This window comes from Sneathiella glossodoripedis JCM 23214, assembly GCF_000616095.1.
Classification (GTDB): Bacteria; Pseudomonadota; Alphaproteobacteria; order Sneathiellales; family Sneathiellaceae; genus Sneathiella; species Sneathiella glossodoripedis.
Genome location: NZ_BAMS01000008.1, coordinates 16,755 through 41,843, shown reverse-complemented (window position 1 = coordinate 41,843; position 25,089 = coordinate 16,755). Strand labels below are relative to the sequence as shown.

Genomic DNA, 25,089 nt, shown 5'->3' with positions numbered 1-25,089 from the left:
TTTTACTTTTTATTTCGAATATACATAATCTGGCAGCCATAGCGCGATTTGCGGAAACAGCATGACAATTGCCAATGCAAATACCATAACAAAAACAAATGGCAGAATTGATCCATAAATATCTTTAAGGCCAATTTCCGGAGGAGCCATTGCTCTCATTAAGAATAGGTTATAACCGAAAGGTGGCGTCATATAGGCTATTTGCGTTGTGATCGTATATAAAACGCCATACCAGATCAGATCGAAACCTAGCGCGGCGACCAAGGGAACGTAAAGCGGTGCGACGATCACAAGCATAGCCGTATCGTCCAAAAAAGTTCCCATAACGATGAAGGACAGCTGCATCAAAATCAGAATTGTCCAAGGCGACAACCCTAACTGTTCGGTAAATAAGCCTTCGATGGCTCTCACAGCGCCCAAACCATCAAAAACAGCACCAAAACCAAGAGCCGCCAAAATGATCCACATGAACATACAGGAAATGCCCAGCGTATTTCGCACTGAATTTTCAAAAACTTCGCGGGTCATTCGCCCTTTAAGAATGGCTGCGACAAATGCGGTAAGAGCACCAATGGCTGAGCTTTCGACAAGACTTGTCCACCCATTCACAAAAGGAACCATCATCGCTGCGAAAATGAAAATCGGCAGCAGACCTGCTTTCAATAACGCCAGTTTTTCAGCTAGCGGAATATTTCTGTCTTCTTTGGGTAAAACTGGTCCCAGCTCAGGTTGAACCCGGCATCGAATAACCACATACAGGATAAACAACGCCGCCATCATTAGACCCGGAAGAACACCGGCCAGCCAAAGCTGTCCTACAGGTTGACGGGCAATCATGGCATAAAGGACCAATACGACTGAAGGCGGCACCAAAATTCCAAGCGAAGACCCTGCCTGTACGACCCCGGTAACCATTCGTTTGTCATATCCGCGACGCAGCAACTCAGGTAATGCTATGGTTGCACCGATTGCCATCCCCGCAACAGACAGACCATTCATGGCGGAAACAAGTACCATCAGCAAGATTGTTCCAATCGCCAAGCCCCCTCTTACCGGCCCCATCCAGACATGGAACATTTTATACAGGTCATCAGCGATTTTGGATTCCGAAAGCACATACCCCATAAAAATAAACATCGGCAGGGTCAAAAGCGGATACCACTTCATCAATTTCATTGCGGCAGAAAACCCAAGGTCTGATCCCCCGGTTCCCCACAATAACAATGCCGCAGCAACCCCAACAAAACCGATCGCACCGAACACCCGTTGCCCCGTCATCAACATGAGCATCATGGTCGAGAACATTAATATGGCAATCAACTCGTAGGACATTACAACTCTACTCCGCGGATACGTGCAATATCCTTAAAAAACTCTGCAATTGATTGCAGGATCATCATTAAAATCCCGAAGCACATAACAACCTTAATCGGCCACATATAAGGCCGCCAAGCGGAATAACTTCTTTCACCATACTCAATGGCATAGGATGTACTGGATATTCCTCCGTATAACAGCACGCCAAGGAAGAAGATCAGAAATAAAACAGTGAAGGCATCCATCCAGGCTTTGGTTTTGTCGGACCAGCCACCATAAAATAGATCCATACGTACATTTGAACCCATTTGTATCGAATATGGTCCACCGAGAATATAATAGGCGACCATAGCAAACTGAGCCATTTCCAACGTCCATAGGGAGGGCAGGAAGAAAGTTTTCGAAATGGAAGACCACAACAGGATACCCGCCATTACGAAAATAAAATACATTATGAAGCGACCAAGACGCCTATTGAAACCATCAACTATCTTTACATACTGCCTTATGAGTTCAGGCATCTTACATTCCCCTCGCCACTCGCACATTTACTGCGGTCAATGCGTCTTTGCTCCACTGCGTTAATTGGCAGGCAACAGTTTCGACCGTCGCAGCATTGTTGATCAAACTATTCTTGATTTCAATCATCACGGAATGCAAATCGCGTTTCGTTCCATATTCCTTTAGCGAGTGCGTGACGCCATCGTGAGAACTGTAAGGTTCATTTAGCCGAACTTCCAGGTCCGTATGGCACACAGCTGCGTTCAAAAACGCATTCGCTAACGTCGTATCCTCGTCATGCAGCAACCCAATATCCACGCTCCGCTTTTTTCCATTATATACAGGCGTGAAACTGTGGATCGTGACAATCGCCTGAATATCAGGCTTCTGATCTAAATAACCCTTCACGAACTCAGTAAACGGATTATAAATCCTGTTTATTCGTTCTTGTCGCTGCTCATAATTTAAATCAGCGTTTCCGGGTATTTCATAGATTTCACTTTTTTCCGGGATCGCATCGCGGGCATGAGGAGGGCGGTTACAGTCATATAACAATCGAGACACACTGGCAGATATAAGCGGTGCATCCAACTTTTGTGCCATTTGGCAGGCAACATCCAACGCACCGGGATCCCAGGCTACATGACTTTCCAATACATCTCGCGTTAACCCCAAATCCGAAAATTCGTCAGGAATGTAATTGGTTGCATGTTCGCAGATTAGCAACACTGGTGCACTCCCACCCGCATTAATTAGTTGCGGCAAGTACGTAGGCTCAGTGGCAGTTTTCTGTTCTGTACTAACTGACATATTACTTCTCTGCATCAAAAACTGTACAAATCATTACAAATGCTTTGCCACTGTCAAGTTTTATTCTGAAATATTTACTTCACCAGCAGCAGTACTGTTGTTATCTTTACAAAAACTGAGGGACGGATGGCCAAAGTACAAAAAACCATAGCCGAGCGCTTGCAAGACATCCAAAATGAACTGACGAGAGCAGAGCGACAACTTGCATCCTCACTTCTTGCCAACTATCCAATGTCGGGGCTCAGCAGCATAACTGCTGTTGCCGAACATGCTGAGGTTTCCACACCGACCGTTATTCGGATGGTGCGAAAGCTGGGATTTGAAGGATACCCGCAGTTTCAGGCGGAACTTCGAAAAGAACTGGAAGCGACAATTACAACCCCGATTACCAGACATGAAAAATGGGCGGGAAATGCACCAGATACACATATCCTCAACGAATTCACTGGTGTCGTCGTCGACAATATTCAGCAGTCTCTTTCGCAAATTGATCCAACCGTTTTTGATCAGGCATGCCAGCTTCTATCCGATCAGAAACGATCCATTTATATTACGGGAGGTCGCATCACCCGCGCACTTGCGGATTATTTCTTTATGCACTTACAGATGATCCGAAAGCATGTTCATAATATGGAAAGCCGTTCATCCTCTTGGCCGCACTATATTTTGGACATGAACGCTGGCGATGTATTGGTAATGTTCGATGTCCGCCGCTATGAAAACAGCTCAATTAAACTTGCCGAGCTTGCAAAAAACCAAAAACTGAAAATTATTCTATTCACGGATCAATGGCGTTCACCAGTTTCCAAGCTCGCAGATCTTACATTATGTTCACGAATTTCTGTTCCGTCAGCATGGGATTCATCTGTTGTTACCCTATTACTTTTGGAAGCGATTGTTGCCAAAACCCAGAAAAGCACTTGGGACTCAACCAAAAACCGGGTTGAGGAACTGGAAAATTTGTTCGATCAGACAAAATTTTTCAGAAAATTTTGAAACCAGTTTCTTTAAAGAAAGCGCAAATCAAATACGAATAATATTGTTTTTTAAGGCATTCAAAAATTTTACCTAAAATTCAATAGACATAGTGTGTTAAGGTCGTGAAAATTTCTACGGAAGCTATATCGTCAAGTTGTGGGGGCAACCAGTTGAGATCGATTGCGAGATCTAAAAATCTAAAGAAATCCTTGCTTGGGGGGATTTCAGTCATAGCCTTTGTTGTTGCTATTGGAAATCTTCAGTTTGCTCACGCAGCCGTAAACGACGCCGACGCATCTACAGACACAAATAATGGTGCCACAGTTACATCCACAGACACCAATGGCCTCTTAAACGATGATGCCATTGATCATATTATTACGATCGACAGTGCTGCAGGTGCTATCACCTTAGGCGTTACGGCGACAACAGATGCTATCACATTTAATTCTCAAGCAGGTGTCCAGACTGCAACTTACAACGTTACGACCTCCGGCACAAATAATAGCGTAACCTTTGCGGGCGATGTGCATGTAAAGGGTAATGAAAACATTGAAATAAACGTTACAAACACTACGACAATCTTTCAAGGTGACGTTCAAGTCTCAACAGGAAGCACAACCATTACTATCGGTAACGGTTCCTCCAACCTCACAACTACATTTGATACAGCAACGGCTGGATCCAATTCAATTGATGCAACAATCAACGCGAATGCAGCTGGCGACATAGTTATGTTGCAAATCTCAAATACTGATGGCACAGCAACGAATGAAATTGTTTTTGAACAAAATGTAGGAGGTGTCACCTCAACCACAACAATTGATAATATCCAGATAGCTACAGGTGCAAACGCAACATTTAATGGCACTGTGCTGGCCGGAACCATTTCCCATCAAAGCACGGGCGAGACAACTTTCAACGATACAGTAACAGGAAATATAAACATTACTGCTGATGGGACCATTACACTTGAGGATACAGCAGCCGTTACAGGTAATATCGATAATACCTCCGGAACCGACGGCGTTGGAACACTTAGCGTTGAAGATCAGGTAACAGGAGCAATCACAGCTGTTAGCGGCAACATTGGTGCAACAAATTCACTTAAAGAAGTGAATGTGAACAGTACCTCCAATGCGGTTACTTTCGGGGGCACCGTAAATGCTGCTACGATTAACTTAACCGGTGCTGCCGATACCGATGAAACAATTTTCCAAGACGATGTAACCGGTGCGATCGTCATAAATACTACAGGACTGGCAACATTTGAAGCCGACAAAAAACTTGTAGGCAGCATAACAACCAACACAGACGGGCAAGGTCTCGTTGAGTTTGAGACGGCGACCACTGACACCACTCTTGTAAGTGGCGCAGTTGGCACCAGCGGAGGAAATGCCCTCAAAGAAGTGATCGTTAATTCCGGCGTTGGTGTAACTTCCACATTCGGTAGCACAGTAGACGCTAATGCAGTGACAATAAACGGTACAGGCGTGGTCGCGTTTACAGATGATGTCACCGCCTCGACCGGCGTCAGTTTTGGCGGCGATGCCTCAGTTACGTTCACTGCCAACAAAAAAGTTATTGGCAATGTTGACGCGACTGCGAACCAAGGAACTCTTATTTTTTCACCAACCACTGAAGCAACGGTACTGGTAAGCGGTGATGTTGGCGGAACCAATGCGTTGAGCGAGGTCAGAACATCCGTTGCGACCGGTATTACAGCGACTTTAGCAGGCGATGTAAATGCTGACACCGTTAGAAATAACGGACTTGGCACATTGGGATTAAGTGGTGATGTCACAGGTGATCTCGAACTTTCGGCAGGCGGTATAATGGCGCTGGCTGCAACCAAGACACTAACCGGCAATATTGACAACACATCCGGATCTGATGGATCCGGAACGTTTACTGCTGGTGCAATCGGTGGAAATTTGACCGTTGTTAGTGGAACTATTGGCGCAACCAACAGCCTTGCTCAGGTAACGGTTGATACAACCGGAGGGGCGGCAACTTTCTCGGGTGCTGTGAACGCAACAAATATTACGGCGACTGGCACAGGAACCACTGTTCTTGGTAATGGTGGTAACATTGAAAATATTACAGCGAGTGGTGATTTTTCATCTGGTGCAAGCGTTTTAAATATTGGCGGCGATGTCACAATTACCGGCGGATCATTGTTGGCGGGTGCTGGTGGATTGGATTTTGACGGCACTGCGGCCCAAACCATTTCTGGTGAAGTTGACGGAACGAACGCACTAACCATTTCAAACGCTCACGCATCAGGAGTTACCTTTGAAGATGCTGCTGGTTCAACCACTGCTCTTGGAGCAATCACCATCGGATCTGGCTCGCTAGGTAACTTTGAAAGCACGGTCAGTGCCGCGTCAATTGATCTTGATGGTGAAATTGAAGTTAATGACACTGTAACGTTATCTGGGAACATTGATATTAATAATGCCACAATAACGCTCGGTACAGATATTGGGAATTCAGATACAGCATTTGTGGTTGCAGACGTAACTTCAAGTGGAACCTCTACTATTCGTGTTTCACGTTCATTTACTAGTGGAACAATAGTTGTGTTTGATAGTGCAGCAGACGCATCAAGCGATCTCGCTAATCTTACTGTTCAAGACACCGCCCTAGTTGACTATTCGTTGAGCGCCAATGGTAATGACATAGAATTGAGTGCTGTTGCAAAATCACTAACCTCTACCGCAGCTGAACTTGGTATTTCTATGCAAGAAGCTAGATCGCTGGTAAATGCAGAGTTAGCAATTGCATCTGGAAATGACGCGCTGCTAACAAATTTCTCTGCAGCATTAAATGCAGGTGGTGCCGCAGCTAAAAAAGCTGCTCAAAGCGCAGGCACACAACCAGATACGTTAGGAGCTTCGACGAATATTACCATAAGTCTTGGAAATCGAGCTATTGGGATCTCATCCGAACGGCTCTCTTCGCAAAGAGACAGTGGGCCTGTTCAAAGTGAAATGGCACGTGGTTTTTCCGCGGGTTCAAATCCAGCCAATAAAAACGCTTGGATCAAGACTTTTGGTAGTTATGGTGAACAGGATGATGAAAGCTCTGTAGATGGATATGACGCGACAACTTATGGCGTCTCATTCGGATACGACAAACGGATTGCCGACGAATATCGCTTAGGAGCCTCATTTACATATTCAGCCACTGACGTAGATGGTAACGGAGCAGGTGAATCCAAAAACGATATTTCCAGCTATCAAGGTACAATTTACGGCGACTTTACCAGTAAAAACTATTACGCAGAAGCAGCGATTGGATTTGCTTATAACTCTCACGAAGCGTCCCGCGTAATTGATTTTCTTGGCACGGATACAACGGCTAGTGCCGATTATGATAGCTATCAATTTACTGCAAGTATGCAAACAGGCTTTCCCATCAAACTGAATAGCGTTGCTTACTTTACACCAACGGCAGGTCTTGCATGGACGTATCTGAGCACAGATAGTTATACTGAGACAGGTGCAGGTGGCTTGAACCAAAGAGTTGATATTGATGACATGCATGTTCTCTTGGGAACATTGGGAGGCAGATTCCATACCCACATTAAAACGGCACGCGGCTTTCTGGTTCCAGAAATCCGCGGCGGTGTAAGCTATGACTTTATTGGTGATAGCGCAGTTGCGACAGCCACCTACACAGGTGGCGGATCAGCCTATAAAGTGGAAAGTCAGGACCCCGATCAATTTGGCGCCAATATCGGATTAGGGCTAACATATGATAGCGGTAGCTGGTTATTGGGTGGTAGTTATGATGCTGACATCAAGAGCAGTTATCTATCACACTCTGCCAAGTTAAAAGCAACTTTGAGATTCTAGAATGCTATCCACCACCAAAACATGCCCTTTGCAGTACTGCGGAGGGCTTCTTTTGGCTACCTGTTTAAGCTTACTACTTACTTCCTGCGCCAGCTTTTCGGTTTCTAAACGGGTTGAAAACGCGAATAGAATTGCAGCAAGTCACGATTTACAACGTCATATATTTATGCCCCCAGACCTTTCCATTGTGTCTTTTCTACGTATCAACAAACCCGATCAAATAGCGACTATATACATAGAAGGTGATGGCTACTCCTGGATCAATAGAACAACGCTCTCCTCCAACCCCACTCCCATTGACCCAATCGGGTTAAAGTTGGCTGCGATCGATAAATCACGGAACATCATATACCTTGCAAGGCCCTGCCAGTATGTTGACATTAAAACCCAGCCAAAATGCACCCCAGATCTCTGGTCCAGTCACCGCTACTCCAACCTCGTCCTCAGCAACTATCATTTGATTCTAAATAAAATTCGGCGCACATACAAAATCAACAAGTTTCACCTTGTCGGCTTCTCAGGAGGAGCTGCAATCACCGCGCTGCTTACAGCAAGCCGTGATGATATAGCTTCCCTTAGAACAGTAGCTGGAAATCTCAATCATACAGAACTTAACAAACGCGAGAATGTCTCGGCATTACATGGATCACTGGATGCAATCAAATATGCACAGCAAACCAGATCAATACCCCAAGCACATTATTACGGAGCGAAAGACACTGTCATTCCGGGCTGGGTTTCCGATACATACGTAAGACAGTTAGGGAAGCGAAATTGCTCTACAAGGATTGAAGTACCTAAAGCAAGTCATCTGGAAGGTTGGATGAAATATTGGAAAACTGAGTGGGAAAACATTCCCTCTTGTGGGTAGTTTTTGATTTTAATCCAACCACGAAAAAGCGCGGGTAAATCCCATCAGATCCACATTTACCACCATTGTTCTCTCAACACCATGAGGGCGGAAGCCAACTTTTAATGTTGTCCCTTTTTTCAGCTGATCTAACAGCTCCCTTGTCATTAAGGAGCGAACTTCACAGCCATCATTGGTACATTTGGCAAACGGGGCTTTCAGCTCTGCCGATTTATCGATCTGCAATGCCATCCCTGCCTGTAAATCGACACCAAGAGGAAGCTGGAAAATGATAAAGGGCTTACGCTCGTCCTTACCAGTGTAGAACACACTGATATTTAAAAGCCGTCCCACCTGTTTCTGTTCACCATCAACTTTTTTATTCAGGAAAATGCGTTGTTCAATATGGCAAGACCGTGGGTCATCGTCTTTTTTACAAACGAGCTTCCAATTGTCATTACTTGCCGCTTCCAGCAATTTAAGCGGGCCAAGAACCAGCGCAATAATCAAAACCAGTAATAATGAAGTTATTTTCATAGGCAACTATAATAGGAGACGGAAGCAAATCCAATTAAAGGTTTGTTAGAGACCGTTTAGAGTTAGGCTGCTCCGTCAATGAGCTGTCGTAGTACCACACCACTTATTTTCCAGTCTCCAGAACTTTGGCGCTCAAATTGATACAGCGCAACCCAAATCTGCCCAGCCTCATCCTGAATGAGTATGGATTGTGTGGGAACCTCATTATGCATCCTGAAACGATCAAACTTGTACCACGCTTGTCTGTATATAGGAGCGTATTGGTGCTTAACCATCAGCATAAAATTTTCAGGTTCCCTAAAGATCAATTGAATATTTTTCGAGGCGAATGAAAACGCTTTTGAAGCATCATTGTCCTGAAAAGCTTTTATCTGGGATGCGATAATGTCTTCGTAAATTGAACTGCTTTGCGCTTTCGCAGTGGCGACAGATGCTCCCCAGCTGATTAACGACGCAAATATCAAATAAAATATGAAACGAAATTTAAGTCTGGCACTCATCGTGACCTCCCAACACCCCTCCCCCCAACAAAGCACCTGCCACAAGTTCTTGGGGGGACGTGCAGGCACCCTCTGCCACCCTTCAATGGAAGACGGGTGGCAGTGGAATAATTAGCGAAGTGAGCGCATGATATTCCTGACCTTTATACGCCATCATTTAAGCTTCAGATCAGTAATTTTTAATCCGACTTTAAGTTGGAGCCGTATGTTAGGATAAGGATATTTAAACGCGGTAATTACGAGAGCTAAACTCAAATGACTAGATCCATTCAAAAATTGGGTAATGAAACAATATGGATTATTGGTGCAAGCTCCGGCATTGGTGAAGAGCTTTCAGCTCAATATGCATTGGCAGGCTACAAAGTAGTCGCAAGTGCCCGAAGAGAAACTCGTCTGAACGAACTGGTCAGTCGCTATAACGAAAATATTGCTCCGCTTGTTCTGGACATAAACGACAATGTATCTGTGCAGCGCGCTGTCGAGCAACTCGTTTCCAAAAACAACCTCCCCCACACAATTGTGATCAACGCGGGCATCTACACACCTCAATCTGTGGACAAATACCTTTTCCAGAATTCATTCGATACAATGAATACAAACTATTTAGGTGTGTGCAGAATACTTGACCAACTCCTTCCTCATTTGCTGAGAAGAAAAAAAGGAAAAATAGTAATTGTTGCGTCTGTGGCCGGCTATCAGGGCCTGCCAAAATCATTATCTTACGGGCCAAGCAAAGCCGCTTTGATAAATTTAGCAGAAGGGTTGCATATGGAGCTTAAAGACAAAGGCATTCATGTGCAGGTGGTTAATCCGGGTTTCGTAAAAACACCTTTGACCCAACAAAATAGGTTTCCGATGCCCTTTCTCCTGGATGTGGAAAAAGCAGCTTCACTCATCCGCAAAGGGATACAGTCCGATCGGTTTGAAATCGCGTTTCCACTTCCATTCGTCTTGATCCTCAAAACAATCAGGTTACTTCCCTATCGCCTGTCGCTTTCTCTCATCAGAAGGATGACAACAAAATGAATGAAACACTCGCAATCGAAACCGCTATTGAAAACTATTCAGCTTTCTATGAGAACCTGTCTCCTGCCAATTTGGATGAGTTGGATACCCTTTGTGCAGAGGACGTATTTTTCAAAGATCCGTTCAATGAACTCAGGTCTCGAAAACTGTTAAAACGCGTTTTTCTGGATATGTTTGAAAAATGCGAAAATTACAGTTTCGATGTTCACTCAATCTATTACAACGCCAATCCAGATAGCTTTATATTAAAATGGACCTTTAAAGCGACCCTCCCCAAATTAGGGGACCTTGACTTCGATGGCCTGTCCGAAGTGTCAATAAATGAAGAAGGAAAAGTAATCTCACACGTTGATTACTGGGATTCTGGAAGTTATTTCTATCCTAAAATTCCAGTTCTCAAGCAGCTCATCAGGTTTGTAAGAAGCAAATTACAGATAAAATAGGCCCTCTATTTTTTACTGAGCTCAAAAATGACAACATCCAACGCTTTTTGGCGAAACCCAGCTTCACAATACTGGAGATAAAATTCCCACATTTTCTTAAAGCGAGCATCAAAGCCTAACGCTAACAATGGCCGCCAGTTTTGCTGAAACGCCATATTCCACTCACTTAACGTTCTTGCGTAATCTTGCCCAAACTCCTTGCGTATTTCTGCTTGAAACCCGTTTTCTTCAGCTGAGTTAATGAACGCGGTTTTTGACGGCAGAAATCCACCCGGGAAGATGTATTTTTGAATAAAATCTGGAAATTTCTGATACCGCTCAAAACGATCTTCTGCAATCGTAATAACCTGTATCGCAGCTTTGCCGCCGGGTTTGAGATTTCGGCTTATCGCCCTGAAGTAACTGCCCCAGTTTTTCATGCCAACCGCTTCAAACATTTCAATGGAAACGATGGCATCATAATTCCCAGAATGCTCCCGATAATCTTCGAGCCTTAAATCCACTCGGGTATGCATATCCTCTTGCGGTAAACGATTACTTGCGTAATCGAGCTGTTCTTTCGACAAGGTCAACGCTGTAATGGATGTGTTTTTTTTCTCAAGAATATGCTCAGCAAATCCTCCCCAGCCGCAACCAATTTCCAGAATTGATGATCCTTCCTTAACATTGGCAACATTTGACACGAATTCGTATTTTCTTGCTTGCGCATCTAATAGCGTCTCATCCGCACTTTCAAAAATAGCAGATGAATACGTCATGCTTCTATCCAACCACGTCTTATAGAATTCGTTGCCAAGGTCATAATGATGAGAGATATTTCGGCGACTGCCTCTTTTTGTATTCGCATTAAGCAGACATTTGAGAAAATCGACGGTTCTTGCAATCCATTTTCCTGCAATAACTTGCTTGAGTGCGCTTTCGTTGAGAAGTGCCAGTTCGATTAGGACTGTTAAATTTTCACAGCTCCAGTAGCCTTTCATATAACTCTCACCAAGACCAACATCACTGTTTTTAAAAATCATACGAAACATTCGCAGATCTTTGACATACAAAATCGTTCGCTTCTCCAGGCAGCGTTCCCCAGCAAAAGTCAGTTTTTCACCATTAGGTAATTGCACAACCAGATGTCCCGCTGACATTTTATTCAACAACCTGAACAAGATGTGCATCCAGACGTCTTTATAACCGGACACTCTAGGGTCTCCTTCTATATAAAAGTCTGTCTCTAGTTCAAATTCTGCTGCGCTCGCGCTACTCATAAATGTCTCCCAAGGTTTCAGTTTGACCCTTTGCTTGCGCTTCAAACTGAACTTTCGTTATTCTTTTCACCAGCGGCACACGTTTCATCCAAAGTTTCAGCGCTTCATAATGAATTCCGACGACAACTAAAAAACTGTTTATCGGAAAAAGAATAAGTTGCTGCAACACGGAGAGCTGAGAAATCGCTTTTCTACGCCCCACAAAAGAAGCATTCAGTACCGGCTGATTATTTTCCAACTGTTGGATTGAAAGTATCGCTTTTTCAGATGGTGAGGCGATTTTGAAGTCGTATCTGCAATCCATCCCAATGAATGGAGAAACATACATCTTCTTACGACAACTCTGTTCTATAACGTTTTTTTTCACATCAGCCGCGTGAGCTTTCAGCACATAATGGATTTTCTCTCCAAAGGTGTTTCTCACCTCATACACAGTGGCAAGTAAGCAGTCTTGTTTGTCATAACAAAAGAATGTCGATATCGGATTAAAGGCGAAGCCAAAGTGTCTTGGAATGCAGAGCAATCGTACCGCATGAATATTTTCGATACCCAACTCATCATCAACCAATTGACAGATATACCCTTTTAAACCGTTTCTGGTTTCATCCCCGAAATCTGCTTCACTGAAAGATAATAGGTTCAAACCACCAATTGTTAGGAAAATGGATTTTTTGTTGACCAGATCGCATTCGTCCAGATCAAGCAATAAATAAAAAATGCTATATTTCAACAAATGCGCTTTGGGTCGAAGCCTTCGGTGGGTAACAATACCCTTGTAAAATGCTGATCTCATATTTTCACGCTACATTAGAATATCGAAGCTTCACAGTATTATCTGGTAAGCAAATTCTTGACCGCTTGAAATCAAACTCCCATGGCCTCTTCAAATCCCCAAGTAATTCGGCCACAGCCAAACCTGATTGAATACCATCTTCGTGAAACCCGTATCCGAAATAACTGCCACAGAACCACATATTTTCCTGCCCCTGCAACTTCCACAGATCTTGTTGCGCGGCAATGGCATCCCGATCGAACAAAGGGTGCTCGTATGGAAAGCTTCTGACGACACTCCCCTCTGCCGGAGGAGATGCTGGATTGAGCGTTACAAAATAATCTTTACTCGCATCAAGCCTGTGCAAACGGTTCATCCAATAAGTCAAGCTTAAAGCTTTTTGCTGATGACCTGTTGTTCCGTCCGCCAAATAATTCCAACTGGCCCACGCCCTCTTCCGCTTTGGCATAAATGAGCTATCAGTGTGCAAGACCGCCAGATTTTTTGAATATCTAAACTTCCCCAATAGCTGGCTTTGCAAGTTTGTTGGATGGGCCAATAACCGCAAAGCCTGGTCGGCATGGGTCGCAAAAACAACTTCATCAAAACGTTCTACGCGTCCGTCACGGCACTCCACTGAGATGCCGTCCTGCCCTCTGACGACAGAACGCACCGCTGCATTAAACAAGATCCGGCCAGAAAAAGCTTGCTCGACTTTCCGAACGTAGCTAAGGCTCCCACCTGTAATTGTCCTCCATTGCGGACGATCCTTTAGTTGAAGTAATCCGTGATTTTCACAAAAGCGAACGAATGCCCTCAAAGGATAGTCCATCATTTCACTAGCAGGAGTTGACCAAATCGCGGCGCCCATTGGAATCAAATGATCTTCAATAAACTCAGCCCCATAATCAGTTTTGGCGAGATATTCTCCCAACGTAAGCTCACTGGTATCAGGGCTCCGCAGAGCGTTTGGTGCCTCTTTGTAAAAACGCAGGATATCTCGAACCATCTGCCAATAACGCGGCTTAAATAAGTTTCGCTTCTGGACGAACATTTTGGACGGGCTTTCACCGCTATATTCAAGTCGGCCATCATCTTTCGAGACACTGAACGACATATCAGTGTCTTGGGTTGACACTTTCAGGTGTTCCAGAAAGGCAATAAAATTCGGATAACTTGCAATGTTGTAGACAATAAAACCAGTGTCGATGAAATGACCATCGACGGAGCAGGTGTTGCTATGCCCTCCAAGTCGGTCATCTTTTTCGAAAATTGTGACGTTATGCTTTTGAGATAAAAGCCACGCAGCCGAAAGGCCGGAAATTCCACTCCCAATCACAGCAATATTTTTCATCCGTGTCCCCGACTGATTTAACTTATTCACTATTACGCTGCACCCCAGACTTTGGATCATCAGTTTTTATATGTGATCCACACTTATATTCTCACCGTATATCTGTATCATGAACTCTGCAGAAGGTAGTTCTAATTGAAAGCGGTCTTGAAAATGGCGTCATCCAATGGTTTTGAAAACCATCACGGCTGTCCGAGTAACTTGAGGAGTGAACTGGACAAGGACCTGTTCGCTGTTGGCTCGTCCGCTGATAAGGAAGCTTTTAAGCGGATTTATTTGGAAATGGGTCCAAAGTTGAAAGCATATCTGGTGAAAACAGGCCAGAGTCAAAGCGAAGCGGATGAAATTTTGCAAGAGACTTTAATTAAAGTCTGGAGAAAAGCTTCTTTATTCAACCCGGCAAAGTCATCAGCGAATACCTGGATATATTCTGTTGCGAAAAACGCCAGAATTGACCGTATTAGAAAAGAAACGCGCCCGAAACCAGACCCAGAAGATCCCAGTTTCGTCCCGGATCCTCCAGAGACAGGAGAGGACTCAGTAAATCGTATACAGGATGAGCGGCTCATCCGGGCAGCAATGCAAGTATTATCAAGTGATCAGGCTCAGATTATTAAGATGTCATTTTTTGAAGATAAATCCCACGCTGAAATTTCAGCTGAACTGGATTTGCCACTCGGTACTGTAAAGTCGCGTATTCGACTGGCATTTGGTAAAATTCGTAACGAAGTGGAGAAGCTGTCATGACAATTCGCCACCACCTAAGTGATGACACCCTACTTGCTTATGCAAACGGAACCCTTGCAAGTACTCTTTCCGTTGTCGCAGCTACTCATCTCGCGATTTGTCCGAAATGCCGAAACCAGTTGGAGTTTATTTTCGCCGCAGGTGCCGCGGAACTAGAGGTCTTAGAGCCAGATTTCGGTTCCGGCTTAGACCTCTCGATTATTGACGAAATTACTCAACTTCCGCAAGAGGCCTCGTCTATAAAGCCGGAAAATCTTACCCTGCAAACAACCGATGAAAAGCAGGTACCAAAGCCACTTAGAAACATTCTTCCATGCGAGCTTGACGACATCCCTTGGAAAAGATTGGTACCTGGCATAAGCCATTATCCTTTGAAAGGTTTTGCCAATCCAGATGGTAAAGGAGCCTTGAGACTACTCAAAATTTCACCGGGTATGGTAATGGTGGAACATAGCCACTCTGGGCAAGAGCTTACGTTAATTTTGCGCGGCTCCTACATAGATGAGGTAGGACGCTTTGCGCAAGGCGACTTGGCAGACCTTGATGACAACCTTCATCATCAACCCGTTGCAGACACAGATCAGGATTGCATTTGCTTGATAGCCACAGATTCTCCGCTGAAATTTAAAGGCTTTTTCAGTCGTTTGCTTCAGCCGTTGATCGGGATATAATAATCGTTTATTTGATCAATTCTTGATGAGCCAGTTTTTCGAGCCCCGTTAAAATGGTCTGTAAAACTGGCCTTATTTTCTTCGCTTTATCTTCCATATATGTCCATGGTTCCTGCTCGAGCATGTAGGTAGCTTGTGACAGTTCCATCTGGATAACATGAATATTTTGCTCGGGCCGAGCATAATGCCGTGTTGTCCAACCTCCCTTAAAGCGTCCGTTCACCACATGTGTAAACCCACTTGCCTGACCACAAACGTCAACGACATGCTCCTCCAATATAGAAGCACATGTCACTCCTTGATTAGTGCCAATGTTAAAATCTGGAAGATTTCCGTCGAACAGATAAGGAATTTGTGATCGTATCGAATGACAATCGTACAGAATTACGCATCCAAACTGATTGTATACTCGTTCAATCTGCGCCTTCACTCCCTCATGATATTTTTGATGGAAATTAACTCTGCGTTCTTCAATTTCTACATTCGTAGGCTCACATCCATCTCTCCAGATTTTTGCCCCCTCAAAATCAGTGGTTGGACACAATTCAGTTGTATTTTGCCCTGGATACAAACTAGCGCCATCTGGCGCTCTATTCGCATCTACAACATATCTGTGGAAGTTTGCCACCACAGATGTAGCGCTCGGTAGCAAGCCGTCATACAGTTTATCGACATGCCAGTCAGTATCTGCCAGTCTTTTCCCCACTTCGTTCAGCCGACCAAAAATCTCAGCAGGGACATGCAATCCTACATGAGGGAAAGCGAGAATAACGGGTGAATTGCCTTCTTTTATGGAAACTGCCTGCATAATTTACTCTCCTCACGCCTCTGCTCTCACCAAAGCGGTATTGCCTCAATCTGGAAACTCAATTATGTATGTACATATTAGACGCATTTTTCAAGAAGCTACTGCCAAATGACCAACTTTTTCACAAAATCTGCACTTCTACCCGAAGGCTGGTCGCAAAATGTCCGTATCCAGGTCTCCGAAACCGGCGTCATAGAAAATGTTACTTCTGATACCAAAGCGGCCAAGTCGGATATAAACCTGGGTAACGTGTCCTTACTGTCTGCCCCTGCCAATCTACATACCATGGCTTTCAAAGAGCACTGGCAGGATTGACCGAATTTCGAAGCGGACAGGGAAACGACAGCTTCTGGACATGGCGAAAATTGATGTATGCCTTTTTGGAACATCTGACGCCAGAGCACATGTATGCGATTAACTGCTTTGTGCAAATGGAAATGATGGAAGCAGGTTACGCCAGTCTTGGTGAGTTTCACTATATTCACCATCAGACCGATGGATCCCATTATTCCAACGTTGCCGAGATGGCCAACACTGTTACTGACGCAGCCTGCCAATCTGGAATAGGCCTGACGCTCCTTCCAGTATTTTATGAACAAGGTGGCGTGGATGGACGTCCGCTGACGGATGGTCAATTAAGGTTTGGAAATACTACGGATACCTATGACAAACTATGGGAACAGGCCCGCAATTATGGTGACTCTGCAATTAGCGACTTCCACCTGGGTATTGCGCCACATTCTTTGCGTGCGACCTCATTAAGCAGCCTCGGTCACTTGGTAAAAAACTACACAAACGTTCCGGTTCACATTCATATAGCCGAGCAGATCGCAGAGATAGAAGAAATTGAAAACGCTTTCGGTGCCAGACCGGTCGAATGGCTCATGGAACAAACCGATGTGGACTCTAGATGGTGCCTCGTCCACGCAACACACCTGAGTGAGTTCGAGGTTGATGCCTTAGCACAAAGCGGGGCCATTGCAGGTTTATGCCCAGTTACTGAAGCCAATCTGGGAGATGGGATTTTTCCCTGTGTCGATTTTCTATCCAAAGGTGGCGCTATTGGGGTTGGTACGGATTCCAATATTTCCGTCAGTTTTGTTCATGAATTAAGAATGCTCGAATATTCACAGCGACTACATCATAGACAACGTGCAATGCTAAGCACCAACAACCAATCGACTGGGCGAACACTCTTTGATGCTGCAATAACAGGGGGTGCCCAAGCCGTGGGGCGAAAAACAGGAAAGATTGCCACAGGCTATTTGGCTGATTTTATTTCTCTGGATAACGCCCACATCGACCTGCTGTCCCTTGAGAATGATTACATTCTTGATAGTTGGATATTTGCGTCAAAGGATGAACTAATAAAAGATGTGATTTCCGCAGGACGCCATATGGTTAAAGACGGACAGCATGTAAAACGGAATGATTTTCGCCAATTGTTCCACAAAACCATCCGCGAACTGAGGAATTTGATTTAATTTCCGACAACAGTTTTTCAAAAAAAGAGGCTGCTTTTGTGTAAATGCAGCCTCTTGAACCGATTATGACCGATATCAGGATTCAGGCAATAAAACTGTGTCAATTACGTGAATAACACCGTTGGATTGCTTCACATCTTTAATTGTGACGTTTGCAATATTTCCCTGACCATCTTTGAGCATGATTTTGTCACCGCTATACATTGCCGTGAATTCACATCCACCGACTGTTTTGACCGGTAGTGCCCCTTTATCCTGATCAATCATCTTTTTAATTGGTTCTGAAAGGGCTTTTGCAGCGATAACGTGACAGGTCAGAATCTTTTGTAAAGTTGCTTTATTTTCCGGCTTCAACAATGTCTCGACTGTACCACTTGGCAATTTGTCAAAAGCAGCATTGGTGGGGGCAAACACGGTAAACGGACCGTCACTCTGCAGAGTATCTACCAATCCGGCCGCCTTTACAGCTGCGACCAACGTCGTATGATCATTGGAATTGAGCGCATTTTCTACAATGGTTTTATCTTCATACATTGGTGCGCCGCCAACTTCAGGATTATCTGATACTGCAGCGCAGGCAGTTGTTAGCAGGGCTGTGGCAGAAATTGCCACAATCAGTGATTTATGCATTTTCATTGAGTGCTCTCCGTTAAGTTTACCCACTCCCATTTGGTGGATTGCACTTCAATACGCTGATATTATCAATATAGATTTGTTATTTAATAATTTATTTACAAATATATTTTGACAATAAACAAGACAAGAGGCCCGCATACTACGCCTCAAGCAAGCCGGTCTTTTTGAGTACGTATCGTTACTTGAAACTGATCACTTTTCAGAAGATATCATGCTTATTCTATTAAAGAGGCGCGGTGCCGATGCCGCGCCTCTTTAATTTGGGGCGTTCTAAATCCGCTTGAAAATAGCAGCCAATCCCTGACCACCGCCAATGCACATAGTTTCCAACCCATAATCAACTTCACGTCTATTCATCTCACGCAGCAAGCTCGCCAAAATACGGCCTCCCGTTGCTCCAACCGGATGCCCTAGAGAAATTCCAGACCCGTTAACATTCAAACGGTCATAATCCGAATTTGACAAATTCCAGTCCTTGGTAACGGCAAGTGCTTGAGCTGCAAACGCTTCATTCAGTTCAATCAGATCAATGTCACTCAATGACAGCTCAGCTCTCGCCAACGCCTTTTCTGTCGCAGGTACAGGGCCAATTCCCATGACTTCCGGCCCGACCCCTGCGACAGCCCAACTTACCATAGTCGCAAAAGCGTTCAGTCCTAGTTCATCGGCAACTTTTCGAGTGGTCACGATACAGGCTGAAGCTCCGTCATTTTGCCCGCTTGCGTTACCGGCTGTCACTGTAGCATCAGGATCTTCTCTTCCACGGATTGGACGTAGTTTTCCCATAGCCTCCATCGAAACATCAGCACGCGGATGTTCATCCTTTGAGTAAACGGTATCCCCCTTACGACCCGAAACCGTCACTGGTATGATTTCTTCATCAAAACGACCGGAGTTTTGAGCCGCTACAGCCCGGCGATGGGACTCTACCGAAAAACGATCTTGCTCTTCACGTGAGATAGCATGGCTTTTACGAAGATTTTCAGCGGTTTCCAACATACCCCCTGGCACCGGGAAATTAATACCACCCGCTGTAACGCGCCCACGGGCTAGTGCGTCATGGAATGTCATAGCCGTTCCCTTCACCCCCCATCTCCCCGCAGTCGAATAAAAGGGGGCGTTGGACATGGATTCCGCGCCGCCTGCAATCACCAACGTTGACCCACCTGTCGCGACCTGCATAACAGCGTTAATTACAGCTTGCAGACCTGACCCGCAACGTCGATCAATCTGATAGCCGCCTGTCGTAATCGGAAGCCCCGCGTCAAGGGCAACGACCCGCCCTACTGCTGGCGCATCCATAGACGGATAACATTGCGCAAAAATCACATCATCAACCTGATCTGCAATACCTTCGCATCTCTCAAGCAGCCCTTTAACAACGGTTTTACCCAGCTCATGCGCCTGCAAATCTTTAAACTGTCCCCCAAATCGCCCGACCGGAGTCCGAACGGGTTCGCAAATCACAACATCTTCCAGCATCTTCTTTTCCTTTTTATTGCCTGTATTGTCGAAACCAAGTTCATACCACCGGATACAGAAAATGAACAGGAAAGACACACTATCTGGCTCTTCAATAGCATTACCCGCTTACTCGTATGATAAAATACAGAGAAACAAAGGATCTTTTGTCCTGCTTTTCACAAGACTACTTCAATGTACGCGAACTCACTAAAACACAGAGTGGTCAAACTATTGACTAAGCAAACCAATCTGCACGAGGTACCCTAACTATATCTTGCGCATCTGTTATCACCTGTTTCCGTTTCATTGGTCGAGTGGACACACCTTCCACCTGGAACCAACGGGCTACTAGACTGTTTGTACCTACTTCAAGAATGAAACAGATGTGGATAGATAATAGCACCAACATAAATCGAACAGCTTATCCAAAGAAACGAATAGTACATTTTTAACGAAACACCGAAAACTCTAGCGTGTATTAATGGGTTCTATTTAGACCTTTAAAGGCACTTCAATGAGCGTAAATAAATAATTAATTTGCGCTTTAAATGAAGCTATTTCCTGATATGTTCAAATTGATTTTATAATTAACAAACAGCGCACGATATAAATGAAAGCCGCCGTATTATTTGAAACAGGTCAACCCTTAAAAGTTGTTGATGACGTTGAATTGCCTGCTCTGCAAAAAGGCCAAGTTGAAGTCGAAATTGCTTATAGCGGCGTCTGCCATAGCCAACTTATGGAAGTCCGTGGTAAACGAGGTGAAGATCGCTTTCTGCCTCATTTGCTTGGGCATGAGGCAACTGCTATCGTGAGAAAATGCGGAGCTGGCGTTACTAAAGTTGCACCCGGTGACAAAGTAATACTTGGTTGGATCAGAGGTGAAGGGTTAGAAGCACCTGGCGCTATCTACAGTTGGAATTCAAAACCCCTCAACTCAGGAGGCGTGACAACCTTCAGTCAAAAGTCAATCGTTTCGGAGAACAGAGTTACCCCACTACCTAAAGGCCTATCGATGAAACTGGGGGTTTTGTATGGATGCGCTATTCCTACCGGAGCAGGGCTTGCAATAAACGAAGTCAACATTAAACCTGGGGATACTGTAATTGTAATCGGAATTGGAGGGATAGGTGCATTATCTCTAATGTATGCAAGTTGTCAGAGTCCTGGCAAATTAATCGCGATTGACACTCTACAGGACAAACTTGACTTTGCCAAAACCATAGGGGCAACACATACGATATTGGCATCAGGCAGTACTCCCTTAGATGAAATTCAATCAATAACAGAAGGGCAGCTTGCTGACATTGCAATAGATGCAGCAGGAAAAAGCAATACGATTGAACTTGCCTTCAATGCAGTAAAAAGAAAAGGTGGTTTATGTGTTTTTGCATCACATCCTGAAATTGGAGAACAGATTTCTCTAGACCCTTTTGAACTTATTAACGGCAAACAAATTAGAGGTAGCTGGGGAGGCGCGACGAAACCGGACTCACATATTCCACTGTTTCATCAAATGTCATTAAAGCATGACTTGCCATTAAACAAAATGGTTTCAAAGGAATATACGCTTGAAAACGTTAATTCGGCCCTTGATGACCTGGAAATGGGAAGGGTAATGCGCCCGATTTTATCTATTAACCCTGAACTAGAAAACAATGACCAATAACTCTCTTCAAGCGCATCTAGACATTGTAAAATCTTTAAGCGAACAACATGGTAAAGAAACCAAAATTGCGCTTGTGTCCGGCAATTTTAACGTAGTTCATCCAGGGCATCTTCGCTTATTAAAATTTGCCGCAGACTGCAGTGACATTCTCGTGGTAGCTGTACTCGCAGATGGCAACCCAGGTGTTCTTATTCCAGCGGAGCTGCGATTAGATAATGTAAAAGATATTAGTTTTGTCTCCCACGCATTTATCGTAGAGCAAGACATACCCACTGTCATTGAAACACTCAAACCAAACCTTGTGGTCAAAGGAAAAGAACACCAAACACTTCATAATATTGAAGCTGAACCACTTGAGAAAATTGGCGGAAAACTACTTTTCAGTTCTGGCGACGCCGTCTTTTCTTCAATAGACCTCATTCGTGAAGAAAGCCGACCATCAATTTCCAAGTTTGACCTTAACTTTTCACATAAATATCTCAATAGACATGGAATTTACAAAGAACGTCTCGTAGAGCTGGTCACACAAATTAGCAAACTTAATGTACTCGTGATTGGAGATTTAATAATTGATGAGTATGTGACCTGTGACGTTCTCGGAGTTTCTCGGGAAGACCCAACTGTTGTTGTTACCCCTGTACACGAACAAAAATTCATTGGCGGTGCTGGTATTGTTGCCAGCCACGCGAGAGGATTGGGTGCGAACACATCATATTTGACCGTGGCTGGAGATGACCAGGAAGCAAAACATGCAATAAAAAAAATCAGTGATTACGGTGTAGATATTTTCCTGGTAACTGATCAAAGTCGCCCTACAACCTTAAAACAACGTTTCAGGTCATCTGGAAAGACACTATTGCGTGTTTCAAAGCTTAAACAGCATGCAATTGATGCAGCCATTCAAGATCAATTGTTTGATCGATTTATTGCGCTGCACGAAAGCTTGGATCTACTGGTTTTTTCAGACTTCAACTATGGTGCTCTGCCGCAAAGTCTTGTAGATCGAATAATCAATGTTTGCAAATCTAAAAATATACCTATGGTTGCGGACAGTCAGTCTTCGTCTCAAATTGGCAACATTGCTCGCTTTCATAACATGCAGCTGATAAAACCAACTGAAATTGAAGCAAGACTTGCTGTTCAAGACCATGATAGTGGACTCGTCGGCATTGCGGACGCACTAGCTAAAAAATCCGAACCAGATCATATTTTGCTAACGCTTGGACCAGAAGGCGTTTTGATCCAGTCTCGGCACCCCGAATTGTCTAAATGGATAACTGATAGATTGCCAGCCTTTTGTAACTCTCCAAGAGACCCGGCGGGAGCAGGAGATGCAATGCTGGTGTCCGCTTCACTCGCGCTCGCCTGTGGTGCTTCAATTTGGGAAGCCGCATATATTGGCTCCATTGCGTCTGGGTGCCAAGTAGCAACTGTTGGCAATACACCGCTCACAGCTGAAGATCTAATACAAGAAATCAACACTATATAAAGGCTTTTCAGTGGAAGCATTACTACTCTCGGCGGGTCTTGGAACCAGACTGCGCCCTTTAACAGACAAATTACCGAAATGCCTGATGCCGATATGGGGACGGCCAATAATTGGCATTTGGCTAGAAATGTTGAGACGCACAACCGTCAAAACAGTCTTCATCAATCTACACCATCTTGCACCTATGGTACGTGAATACATAGAAAGTAGTCCTTACAAAGATATGGTTTATTTTTTAGATGAACCTCTATTGTTGGGAACCGCAGGTACCATTTCTCGCTTTAGATCTGCATTTAATAGCGAGGATCTTCTTGTCGCTCATGCGGATAATTTATCAATCTTCTCTCTGGAAAATTTTCAAAACACCTATTTAAAGCGAGCAAAAGATGTTGACATCACAATGATGACTTTTACGACCGAAACGCCGGAAAGCTGTGGCATCATTGAACGTGACTCTTCTGGCAGAGTTATAAAATTTATCGAAAAACCTAAACAGTTTATAGGCAACCTAGCGAATGGTGCTGTATATATAATGCACTTGCCCACCATATTGGAATTCTTAGACCAGCGCCCTACGGCATCTGATTTAAGTACTGAAGTTCTTCCTCATTTTGTCAATAGAATGAATTGTTTCCATAATAGTGTTTATCATCAAGACATTGGAAATATTTCGGCGTTAGCAAATGCCCAAATTGATATTGAGGCTGTCCTAGAAGCTCGTAGTATTATAAAACGGACTCCCGTTTACTGGACAGCAGATCAAAGTCGACAATCGACACTTGAATCGATCGAATATTTGTTGTCAGTACTGGAAGTGGAACCTTCGCAAAAGTCTAAAATAACTCTGCGCGATTAGCGACTTTTGATATATTGCGCTCAATATGCATCACACCTAAATCAAAAAGGGAATGAAATACTCATGGCAATGAAATTTGCGGTACTCGGAAGCAATTCTTTTTCAGGTGCCAGCTTCTGCGCTCATTTAATTGAAACTGGAATCGATGTAATAGGTATTAGCAGATCAGTTGAACCCCATGATGCATTTCTTCCCTACAAATGGGTACAAAGCCGGGGTAGTTTCAGTTTTCATCAACTTGATCTCAACAATGATCTAGACAAGATTATTGATATAATAAAATCTGAAAAGATTGAGTTTATAGTCAATTTTGCTTCGCAAAGTATGGTTGGAGAAAGCTGGCAAAACCCTGGGGACTGGTTTAGAACAAATACTCTGTCAACAGTGTTACTTCACGATGAATTACGTAAACTGGATTTTCTAAAGCGCTATGTCCATATTTCAACACCAGAAGTTTACGGCAACACATCTGGTTCTGTGAATGAACAGCACGCTTTTAATCCCAGCACTCCTTACGCTGTCTCGCGCGCCGCTGGGGATATGAATCTCATCAGTTTTTACAAAGCCTATAAGTTTCCATTTGTTATGACGCGAGCCGCAAATGTTTATGGGCCTGGCCAACAATTATATCGAATTATCCCACGGACTATTCTTTTTGCCCTTACTGGACAAAAGCTTCAGTTGCATGGCGGAGGCAGTTCTGAACGTTCTTTTATTCACATTAATGACGTTTCTAATGCAACACTTAAGATTGCGCTGGAAGGGGAAGTGGGAGAATGTTATCACATTTCAACTAATTCTTTAATCAGCATCCGAAATTTAGTTGAAAAGATTTGCCAGACCCTGTCAATTAATCCAGAAGATATGATTGAAGTTGTAGGTGAAAGACAAGGCAAAGACCAAACCTATAGTCTAAACGACACAAAGCTTAGAAAAACTCTTTCATGGAATGATGAAATCGACTTGGATACAGGAATTCATCAAACAGTCAATTGGGTGAAAGACAATCTGAAAGAATTGATAAAACAACCACAATCATATATCCACAAACCGTAAGA

General features: G+C 44.1%; 24 protein-coding genes. 13 read left to right on the top strand and 11 right to left on the bottom strand.

The features are described 5' to 3' along the window. Nucleotides 1-9: 9 nt before the first annotated feature. Genes JCM23214_RS18065 through JCM23214_RS18055 form a run of 3 tightly spaced genes read right to left on the bottom strand, consistent with a single transcriptional unit; the run spans nucleotide 10 to nucleotide 2,628 of the window. Nucleotides 10-1,332, bottom strand: coding sequence for a TRAP transporter large permease (locus JCM23214_RS18065; RefSeq protein ID WP_025900169.1), 1,323 nt, complete (start codon nucleotides 1,330-1,332; stop codon nucleotides 10-12). Next, nucleotides 1,332-1,838, bottom strand: coding sequence for a TRAP transporter small permease subunit (locus JCM23214_RS18060; protein ID WP_025900168.1), 507 nt, complete (start codon nucleotides 1,836-1,838; stop codon nucleotides 1,332-1,334). The genes JCM23214_RS18065 and JCM23214_RS18060 overlap by 1 nt, the downstream gene beginning before the upstream one ends. 1 nt (nucleotide 1,839) lies before the next feature. Then, entirely contained in the window at nucleotides 1,840-2,628 is a 789-nt protein-coding gene (locus JCM23214_RS18055; RefSeq protein ID WP_025900167.1) for an N-formylglutamate amidohydrolase, read from the bottom strand. 126 nt (nucleotides 2,629-2,754) lie between these two features. Between JCM23214_RS18055 and JCM23214_RS18050 the strand changes: the two genes are divergently transcribed. The 3 genes from JCM23214_RS18050 to JCM23214_RS21765 all read left to right on the top strand — a co-directional run bounded on the left by JCM23214_RS18050 (nucleotide 2,755) and on the right by JCM23214_RS21765 (nucleotide 8,337). After that, complete coding sequence (locus JCM23214_RS18050) at nucleotides 2,755-3,624, top strand: MurR/RpiR family transcriptional regulator (RefSeq protein WP_025900166.1); 870 nt, start codon at nucleotides 2,755-2,757, stop codon at nucleotides 3,622-3,624. A 152-nt stretch (nucleotides 3,625-3,776) separates the two neighbouring features. Further along, nucleotides 3,777-7,466: an autotransporter outer membrane beta-barrel domain-containing protein gene (locus tag JCM23214_RS18045; protein ID WP_025900165.1), complete on the top strand. Its 3,690-nt coding sequence runs from the start codon at nucleotides 3,777-3,779 to the stop codon at nucleotides 7,464-7,466. A gap of 52 nt (nucleotides 7,467-7,518) precedes the next feature. Continuing rightward, entirely contained in the window at nucleotides 7,519-8,337 is an 819-nt protein-coding gene (locus tag JCM23214_RS21765; RefSeq protein ID WP_148301936.1) for an alpha/beta fold hydrolase, read from the top strand. 9 nt (nucleotides 8,338-8,346) lie between these two features. On the opposite strand, the gene JCM23214_RS22920 is transcribed toward JCM23214_RS21765, so the two are convergent. Continuing rightward, nucleotides 8,347-8,853: an invasion associated locus B family protein gene (locus JCM23214_RS22920; protein ID WP_025900163.1), complete on the bottom strand. Its 507-nt coding sequence runs from the start codon at nucleotides 8,851-8,853 to the stop codon at nucleotides 8,347-8,349. 62 nt (nucleotides 8,854-8,915) lie between these two features. Continuing rightward, entirely contained in the window at nucleotides 8,916-9,353 is a 438-nt protein-coding gene (locus tag JCM23214_RS18030; RefSeq protein WP_025900162.1) for a DUF4864 domain-containing protein, read from the bottom strand. Between the two features lie 255 nt (nucleotides 9,354-9,608). On the opposite strand from JCM23214_RS18030, the gene JCM23214_RS18025 reads away from it, so the two are divergent. Continuing rightward, the gene (locus JCM23214_RS18025) at nucleotides 9,609-10,379 is read left to right on the top strand and encodes an SDR family NAD(P)-dependent oxidoreductase (RefSeq protein ID WP_025900161.1); all 771 of its coding nucleotides are present in this window, start codon (nucleotides 9,609-9,611) and stop codon (nucleotides 10,377-10,379) included. Then, nucleotides 10,376-10,822, top strand: a complete 447-nt coding sequence (locus JCM23214_RS21755; protein ID WP_025900160.1) for a nuclear transport factor 2 family protein — start codon at nucleotides 10,376-10,378, stop codon at nucleotides 10,820-10,822. Before JCM23214_RS18025 ends, JCM23214_RS21755 begins: the two co-directional genes overlap by 4 nt. A gap of 5 nt (nucleotides 10,823-10,827) precedes the next feature. Here JCM23214_RS21755 and JCM23214_RS18015 read toward each other — a convergent pair whose 3' ends face one another. From JCM23214_RS18015 to JCM23214_RS18005, 3 genes are read right to left on the bottom strand one after another with little or no spacing between them, the layout of a single operon-like run. Continuing rightward, nucleotides 10,828-12,081, bottom strand: a complete 1,254-nt coding sequence (locus tag JCM23214_RS18015) for an SAM-dependent methyltransferase (RefSeq protein WP_025900159.1) — start codon at nucleotides 12,079-12,081, stop codon at nucleotides 10,828-10,830. Continuing rightward, nucleotides 12,074-12,874 carry a DUF1365 domain-containing protein gene (locus JCM23214_RS18010; RefSeq protein ID WP_025900158.1) on the bottom strand — a complete coding sequence of 267 codons (801 nt, stop codon included), beginning with the start codon at nucleotides 12,872-12,874 and terminating at the stop codon, nucleotides 12,074-12,076. The genes JCM23214_RS18015 and JCM23214_RS18010 overlap by 8 nt, the downstream gene beginning before the upstream one ends. A 4-nt stretch (nucleotides 12,875-12,878) precedes the next feature. Beyond that, nucleotides 12,879-14,207: an NAD(P)/FAD-dependent oxidoreductase gene (locus tag JCM23214_RS18005; RefSeq protein WP_025900157.1), complete on the bottom strand. Its 1,329-nt coding sequence runs from the start codon at nucleotides 14,205-14,207 to the stop codon at nucleotides 12,879-12,881. A 153-nt stretch (nucleotides 14,208-14,360) separates the two neighbouring features. Here JCM23214_RS18005 and JCM23214_RS18000 point away from each other — a divergent pair, with 153 nt between their 5' ends. Beyond that, on the top strand, nucleotides 14,361-14,954 hold the full coding sequence (locus JCM23214_RS18000) for a sigma-70 family RNA polymerase sigma factor (RefSeq protein WP_051548256.1): 594 nt from the start codon (nucleotides 14,361-14,363) through the stop codon (nucleotides 14,952-14,954). Beyond that, complete coding sequence (locus JCM23214_RS17995) at nucleotides 14,951-15,625, top strand: ChrR family anti-sigma-E factor (RefSeq protein ID WP_025900155.1); 675 nt, start codon at nucleotides 14,951-14,953, stop codon at nucleotides 15,623-15,625. Before JCM23214_RS18000 ends, JCM23214_RS17995 begins: the two co-directional genes overlap by 4 nt. 7 nt (nucleotides 15,626-15,632) lie before the next feature. On the opposite strand, the gene hutG is transcribed toward JCM23214_RS17995, so the two are convergent. Continuing rightward, nucleotides 15,633-16,433, bottom strand: a complete 801-nt coding sequence (hutG, locus tag JCM23214_RS17990) for an N-formylglutamate deformylase (protein ID WP_025900154.1) — start codon at nucleotides 16,431-16,433, stop codon at nucleotides 15,633-15,635. A gap of 108 nt (nucleotides 16,434-16,541) precedes the next feature. On the opposite strand from hutG, the gene JCM23214_RS25095 reads away from it, so the two are divergent. Together JCM23214_RS25095 and JCM23214_RS21750 are read left to right on the top strand one after the other, a co-directional pair. Beyond that, entirely contained in the window at nucleotides 16,542-16,748 is a 207-nt protein-coding gene (locus JCM23214_RS25095) for a hypothetical protein (protein ID WP_199899742.1), read from the top strand. Beyond that, entirely contained in the window at nucleotides 16,745-17,917 is a 1,173-nt protein-coding gene (locus tag JCM23214_RS21750; RefSeq protein WP_199899741.1) for a formimidoylglutamate deiminase, read from the top strand. The genes JCM23214_RS25095 and JCM23214_RS21750 overlap by 4 nt, the downstream gene beginning before the upstream one ends. A 75-nt stretch (nucleotides 17,918-17,992) precedes the next feature. Here JCM23214_RS21750 and JCM23214_RS17980 read toward each other — a convergent pair whose 3' ends face one another. Beyond that, the gene (locus tag JCM23214_RS17980; protein ID WP_025900153.1) at nucleotides 17,993-18,547 is read right to left on the bottom strand and encodes a fasciclin domain-containing protein; all 555 of its coding nucleotides are present in this window, start codon (nucleotides 18,545-18,547) and stop codon (nucleotides 17,993-17,995) included. Between the two features lie 276 nt (nucleotides 18,548-18,823). Next, nucleotides 18,824-20,035, bottom strand: a complete 1,212-nt coding sequence (locus tag JCM23214_RS17975) for an acetyl-CoA C-acetyltransferase (protein ID WP_199899753.1) — start codon at nucleotides 20,033-20,035, stop codon at nucleotides 18,824-18,826. Nucleotides 20,036-20,627: 592 nt separating this feature from the next. Between JCM23214_RS17975 and JCM23214_RS17970 the strand changes: the two genes are divergently transcribed. From JCM23214_RS17970 to JCM23214_RS17955, 4 genes are all read left to right on the top strand, one after another. After that, complete coding sequence (locus JCM23214_RS17970) at nucleotides 20,628-21,686, top strand: zinc-binding dehydrogenase (protein ID WP_025900151.1); 1,059 nt, start codon at nucleotides 20,628-20,630, stop codon at nucleotides 21,684-21,686. Then, complete coding sequence (locus JCM23214_RS17965) at nucleotides 21,676-23,175, top strand: PfkB family carbohydrate kinase (RefSeq protein WP_025900150.1); 1,500 nt, start codon at nucleotides 21,676-21,678, stop codon at nucleotides 23,173-23,175. Before JCM23214_RS17970 ends, JCM23214_RS17965 begins: the two co-directional genes overlap by 11 nt. Before the next feature lie 10 nt (nucleotides 23,176-23,185). After that, entirely contained in the window at nucleotides 23,186-24,031 is an 846-nt protein-coding gene (locus JCM23214_RS17960) for a nucleotidyltransferase family protein (RefSeq protein WP_025900149.1), read from the top strand. A 63-nt stretch (nucleotides 24,032-24,094) separates the two neighbouring features. Further along, nucleotides 24,095-25,087 carry a GDP-mannose 4,6-dehydratase gene (locus JCM23214_RS17955; RefSeq protein WP_025900148.1) on the top strand — a complete coding sequence of 331 codons (993 nt, stop codon included), beginning with the start codon at nucleotides 24,095-24,097 and terminating at the stop codon, nucleotides 25,085-25,087. The last annotated feature ends 2 nt before the right edge of the window (nucleotides 25,088-25,089 follow it).

What these genes read in the sequence shown, in the direction of transcription:
- JCM23214_RS18025 (WP_025900161.1), top strand. Translation starts at nt 9,609, where the DNA reads ATGACTAGATCCATTCAAAAATTGGGTAATGAAACAATATGGATTATT.
- JCM23214_RS17955 (WP_025900148.1), top strand. Translation starts at nt 24,095, where the DNA reads ATGGCAATGAAATTTGCGGTACTCGGAAGCAATTCTTTTTCAGGTGCC.
- JCM23214_RS17975 (WP_199899753.1), bottom strand. Translation starts at nt 20,035, where the DNA reads ATGCTGGAAGATGTTGTGATTTGCGAACCCGTTCGGACTCCGGTCGGG.
- JCM23214_RS17980 (WP_025900153.1), bottom strand. Translation starts at nt 18,547, where the DNA reads ATGCATAAATCACTGATTGTGGCAATTTCTGCCACAGCCCTGCTAACA.
- JCM23214_RS17995 (WP_025900155.1), top strand. Translation starts at nt 14,951, where the DNA reads ATGACAATTCGCCACCACCTAAGTGATGACACCCTACTTGCTTATGCA.
- JCM23214_RS18060 (WP_025900168.1), bottom strand. Translation starts at nt 1,838, where the DNA reads ATGCCTGAACTCATAAGGCAGTATGTAAAGATAGTTGATGGTTTCAAT.
- JCM23214_RS18015 (WP_025900159.1), bottom strand. Translation starts at nt 12,081, where the DNA reads ATGAGTAGCGCGAGCGCAGCAGAATTTGAACTAGAGACAGACTTTTAT.
- JCM23214_RS17970 (WP_025900151.1), top strand. Translation starts at nt 20,628, where the DNA reads ATGAAAGCCGCCGTATTATTTGAAACAGGTCAACCCTTAAAAGTTGTT.
- JCM23214_RS17965 (WP_025900150.1), top strand. Translation starts at nt 21,676, where the DNA reads ATGACCAATAACTCTCTTCAAGCGCATCTAGACATTGTAAAATCTTTA.
- JCM23214_RS18030 (WP_025900162.1), bottom strand. Translation starts at nt 9,353, where the DNA reads ATGAGTGCCAGACTTAAATTTCGTTTCATATTTTATTTGATATTTGCG.
- hutG (WP_025900154.1), bottom strand. Translation starts at nt 16,433, where the DNA reads ATGCAGGCAGTTTCCATAAAAGAAGGCAATTCACCCGTTATTCTCGCT.
- JCM23214_RS21755 (WP_025900160.1), top strand. Translation starts at nt 10,376, where the DNA reads ATGAATGAAACACTCGCAATCGAAACCGCTATTGAAAACTATTCAGCT.
- JCM23214_RS25095 (WP_199899742.1), top strand. Translation starts at nt 16,542, where the DNA reads ATGACCAACTTTTTCACAAAATCTGCACTTCTACCCGAAGGCTGGTCG.
- JCM23214_RS18050 (WP_025900166.1), top strand. Translation starts at nt 2,755, where the DNA reads ATGGCCAAAGTACAAAAAACCATAGCCGAGCGCTTGCAAGACATCCAA.
- JCM23214_RS22920 (WP_025900163.1), bottom strand. Translation starts at nt 8,853, where the DNA reads ATGAAAATAACTTCATTATTACTGGTTTTGATTATTGCGCTGGTTCTT.
- JCM23214_RS18055 (WP_025900167.1), bottom strand. Translation starts at nt 2,628, where the DNA reads ATGTCAGTTAGTACAGAACAGAAAACTGCCACTGAGCCTACGTACTTG.
- JCM23214_RS18000 (WP_051548256.1), top strand. Translation starts at nt 14,361, where the DNA reads ATGGCGTCATCCAATGGTTTTGAAAACCATCACGGCTGTCCGAGTAAC.
- JCM23214_RS18065 (WP_025900169.1), bottom strand. Translation starts at nt 1,332, where the DNA reads ATGTCCTACGAGTTGATTGCCATATTAATGTTCTCGACCATGATGCTC.
- JCM23214_RS18005 (WP_025900157.1), bottom strand. Translation starts at nt 14,207, where the DNA reads ATGAAAAATATTGCTGTGATTGGGAGTGGAATTTCCGGCCTTTCGGCT.
- JCM23214_RS18010 (WP_025900158.1), bottom strand. Translation starts at nt 12,874, where the DNA reads ATGAGATCAGCATTTTACAAGGGTATTGTTACCCACCGAAGGCTTCGA.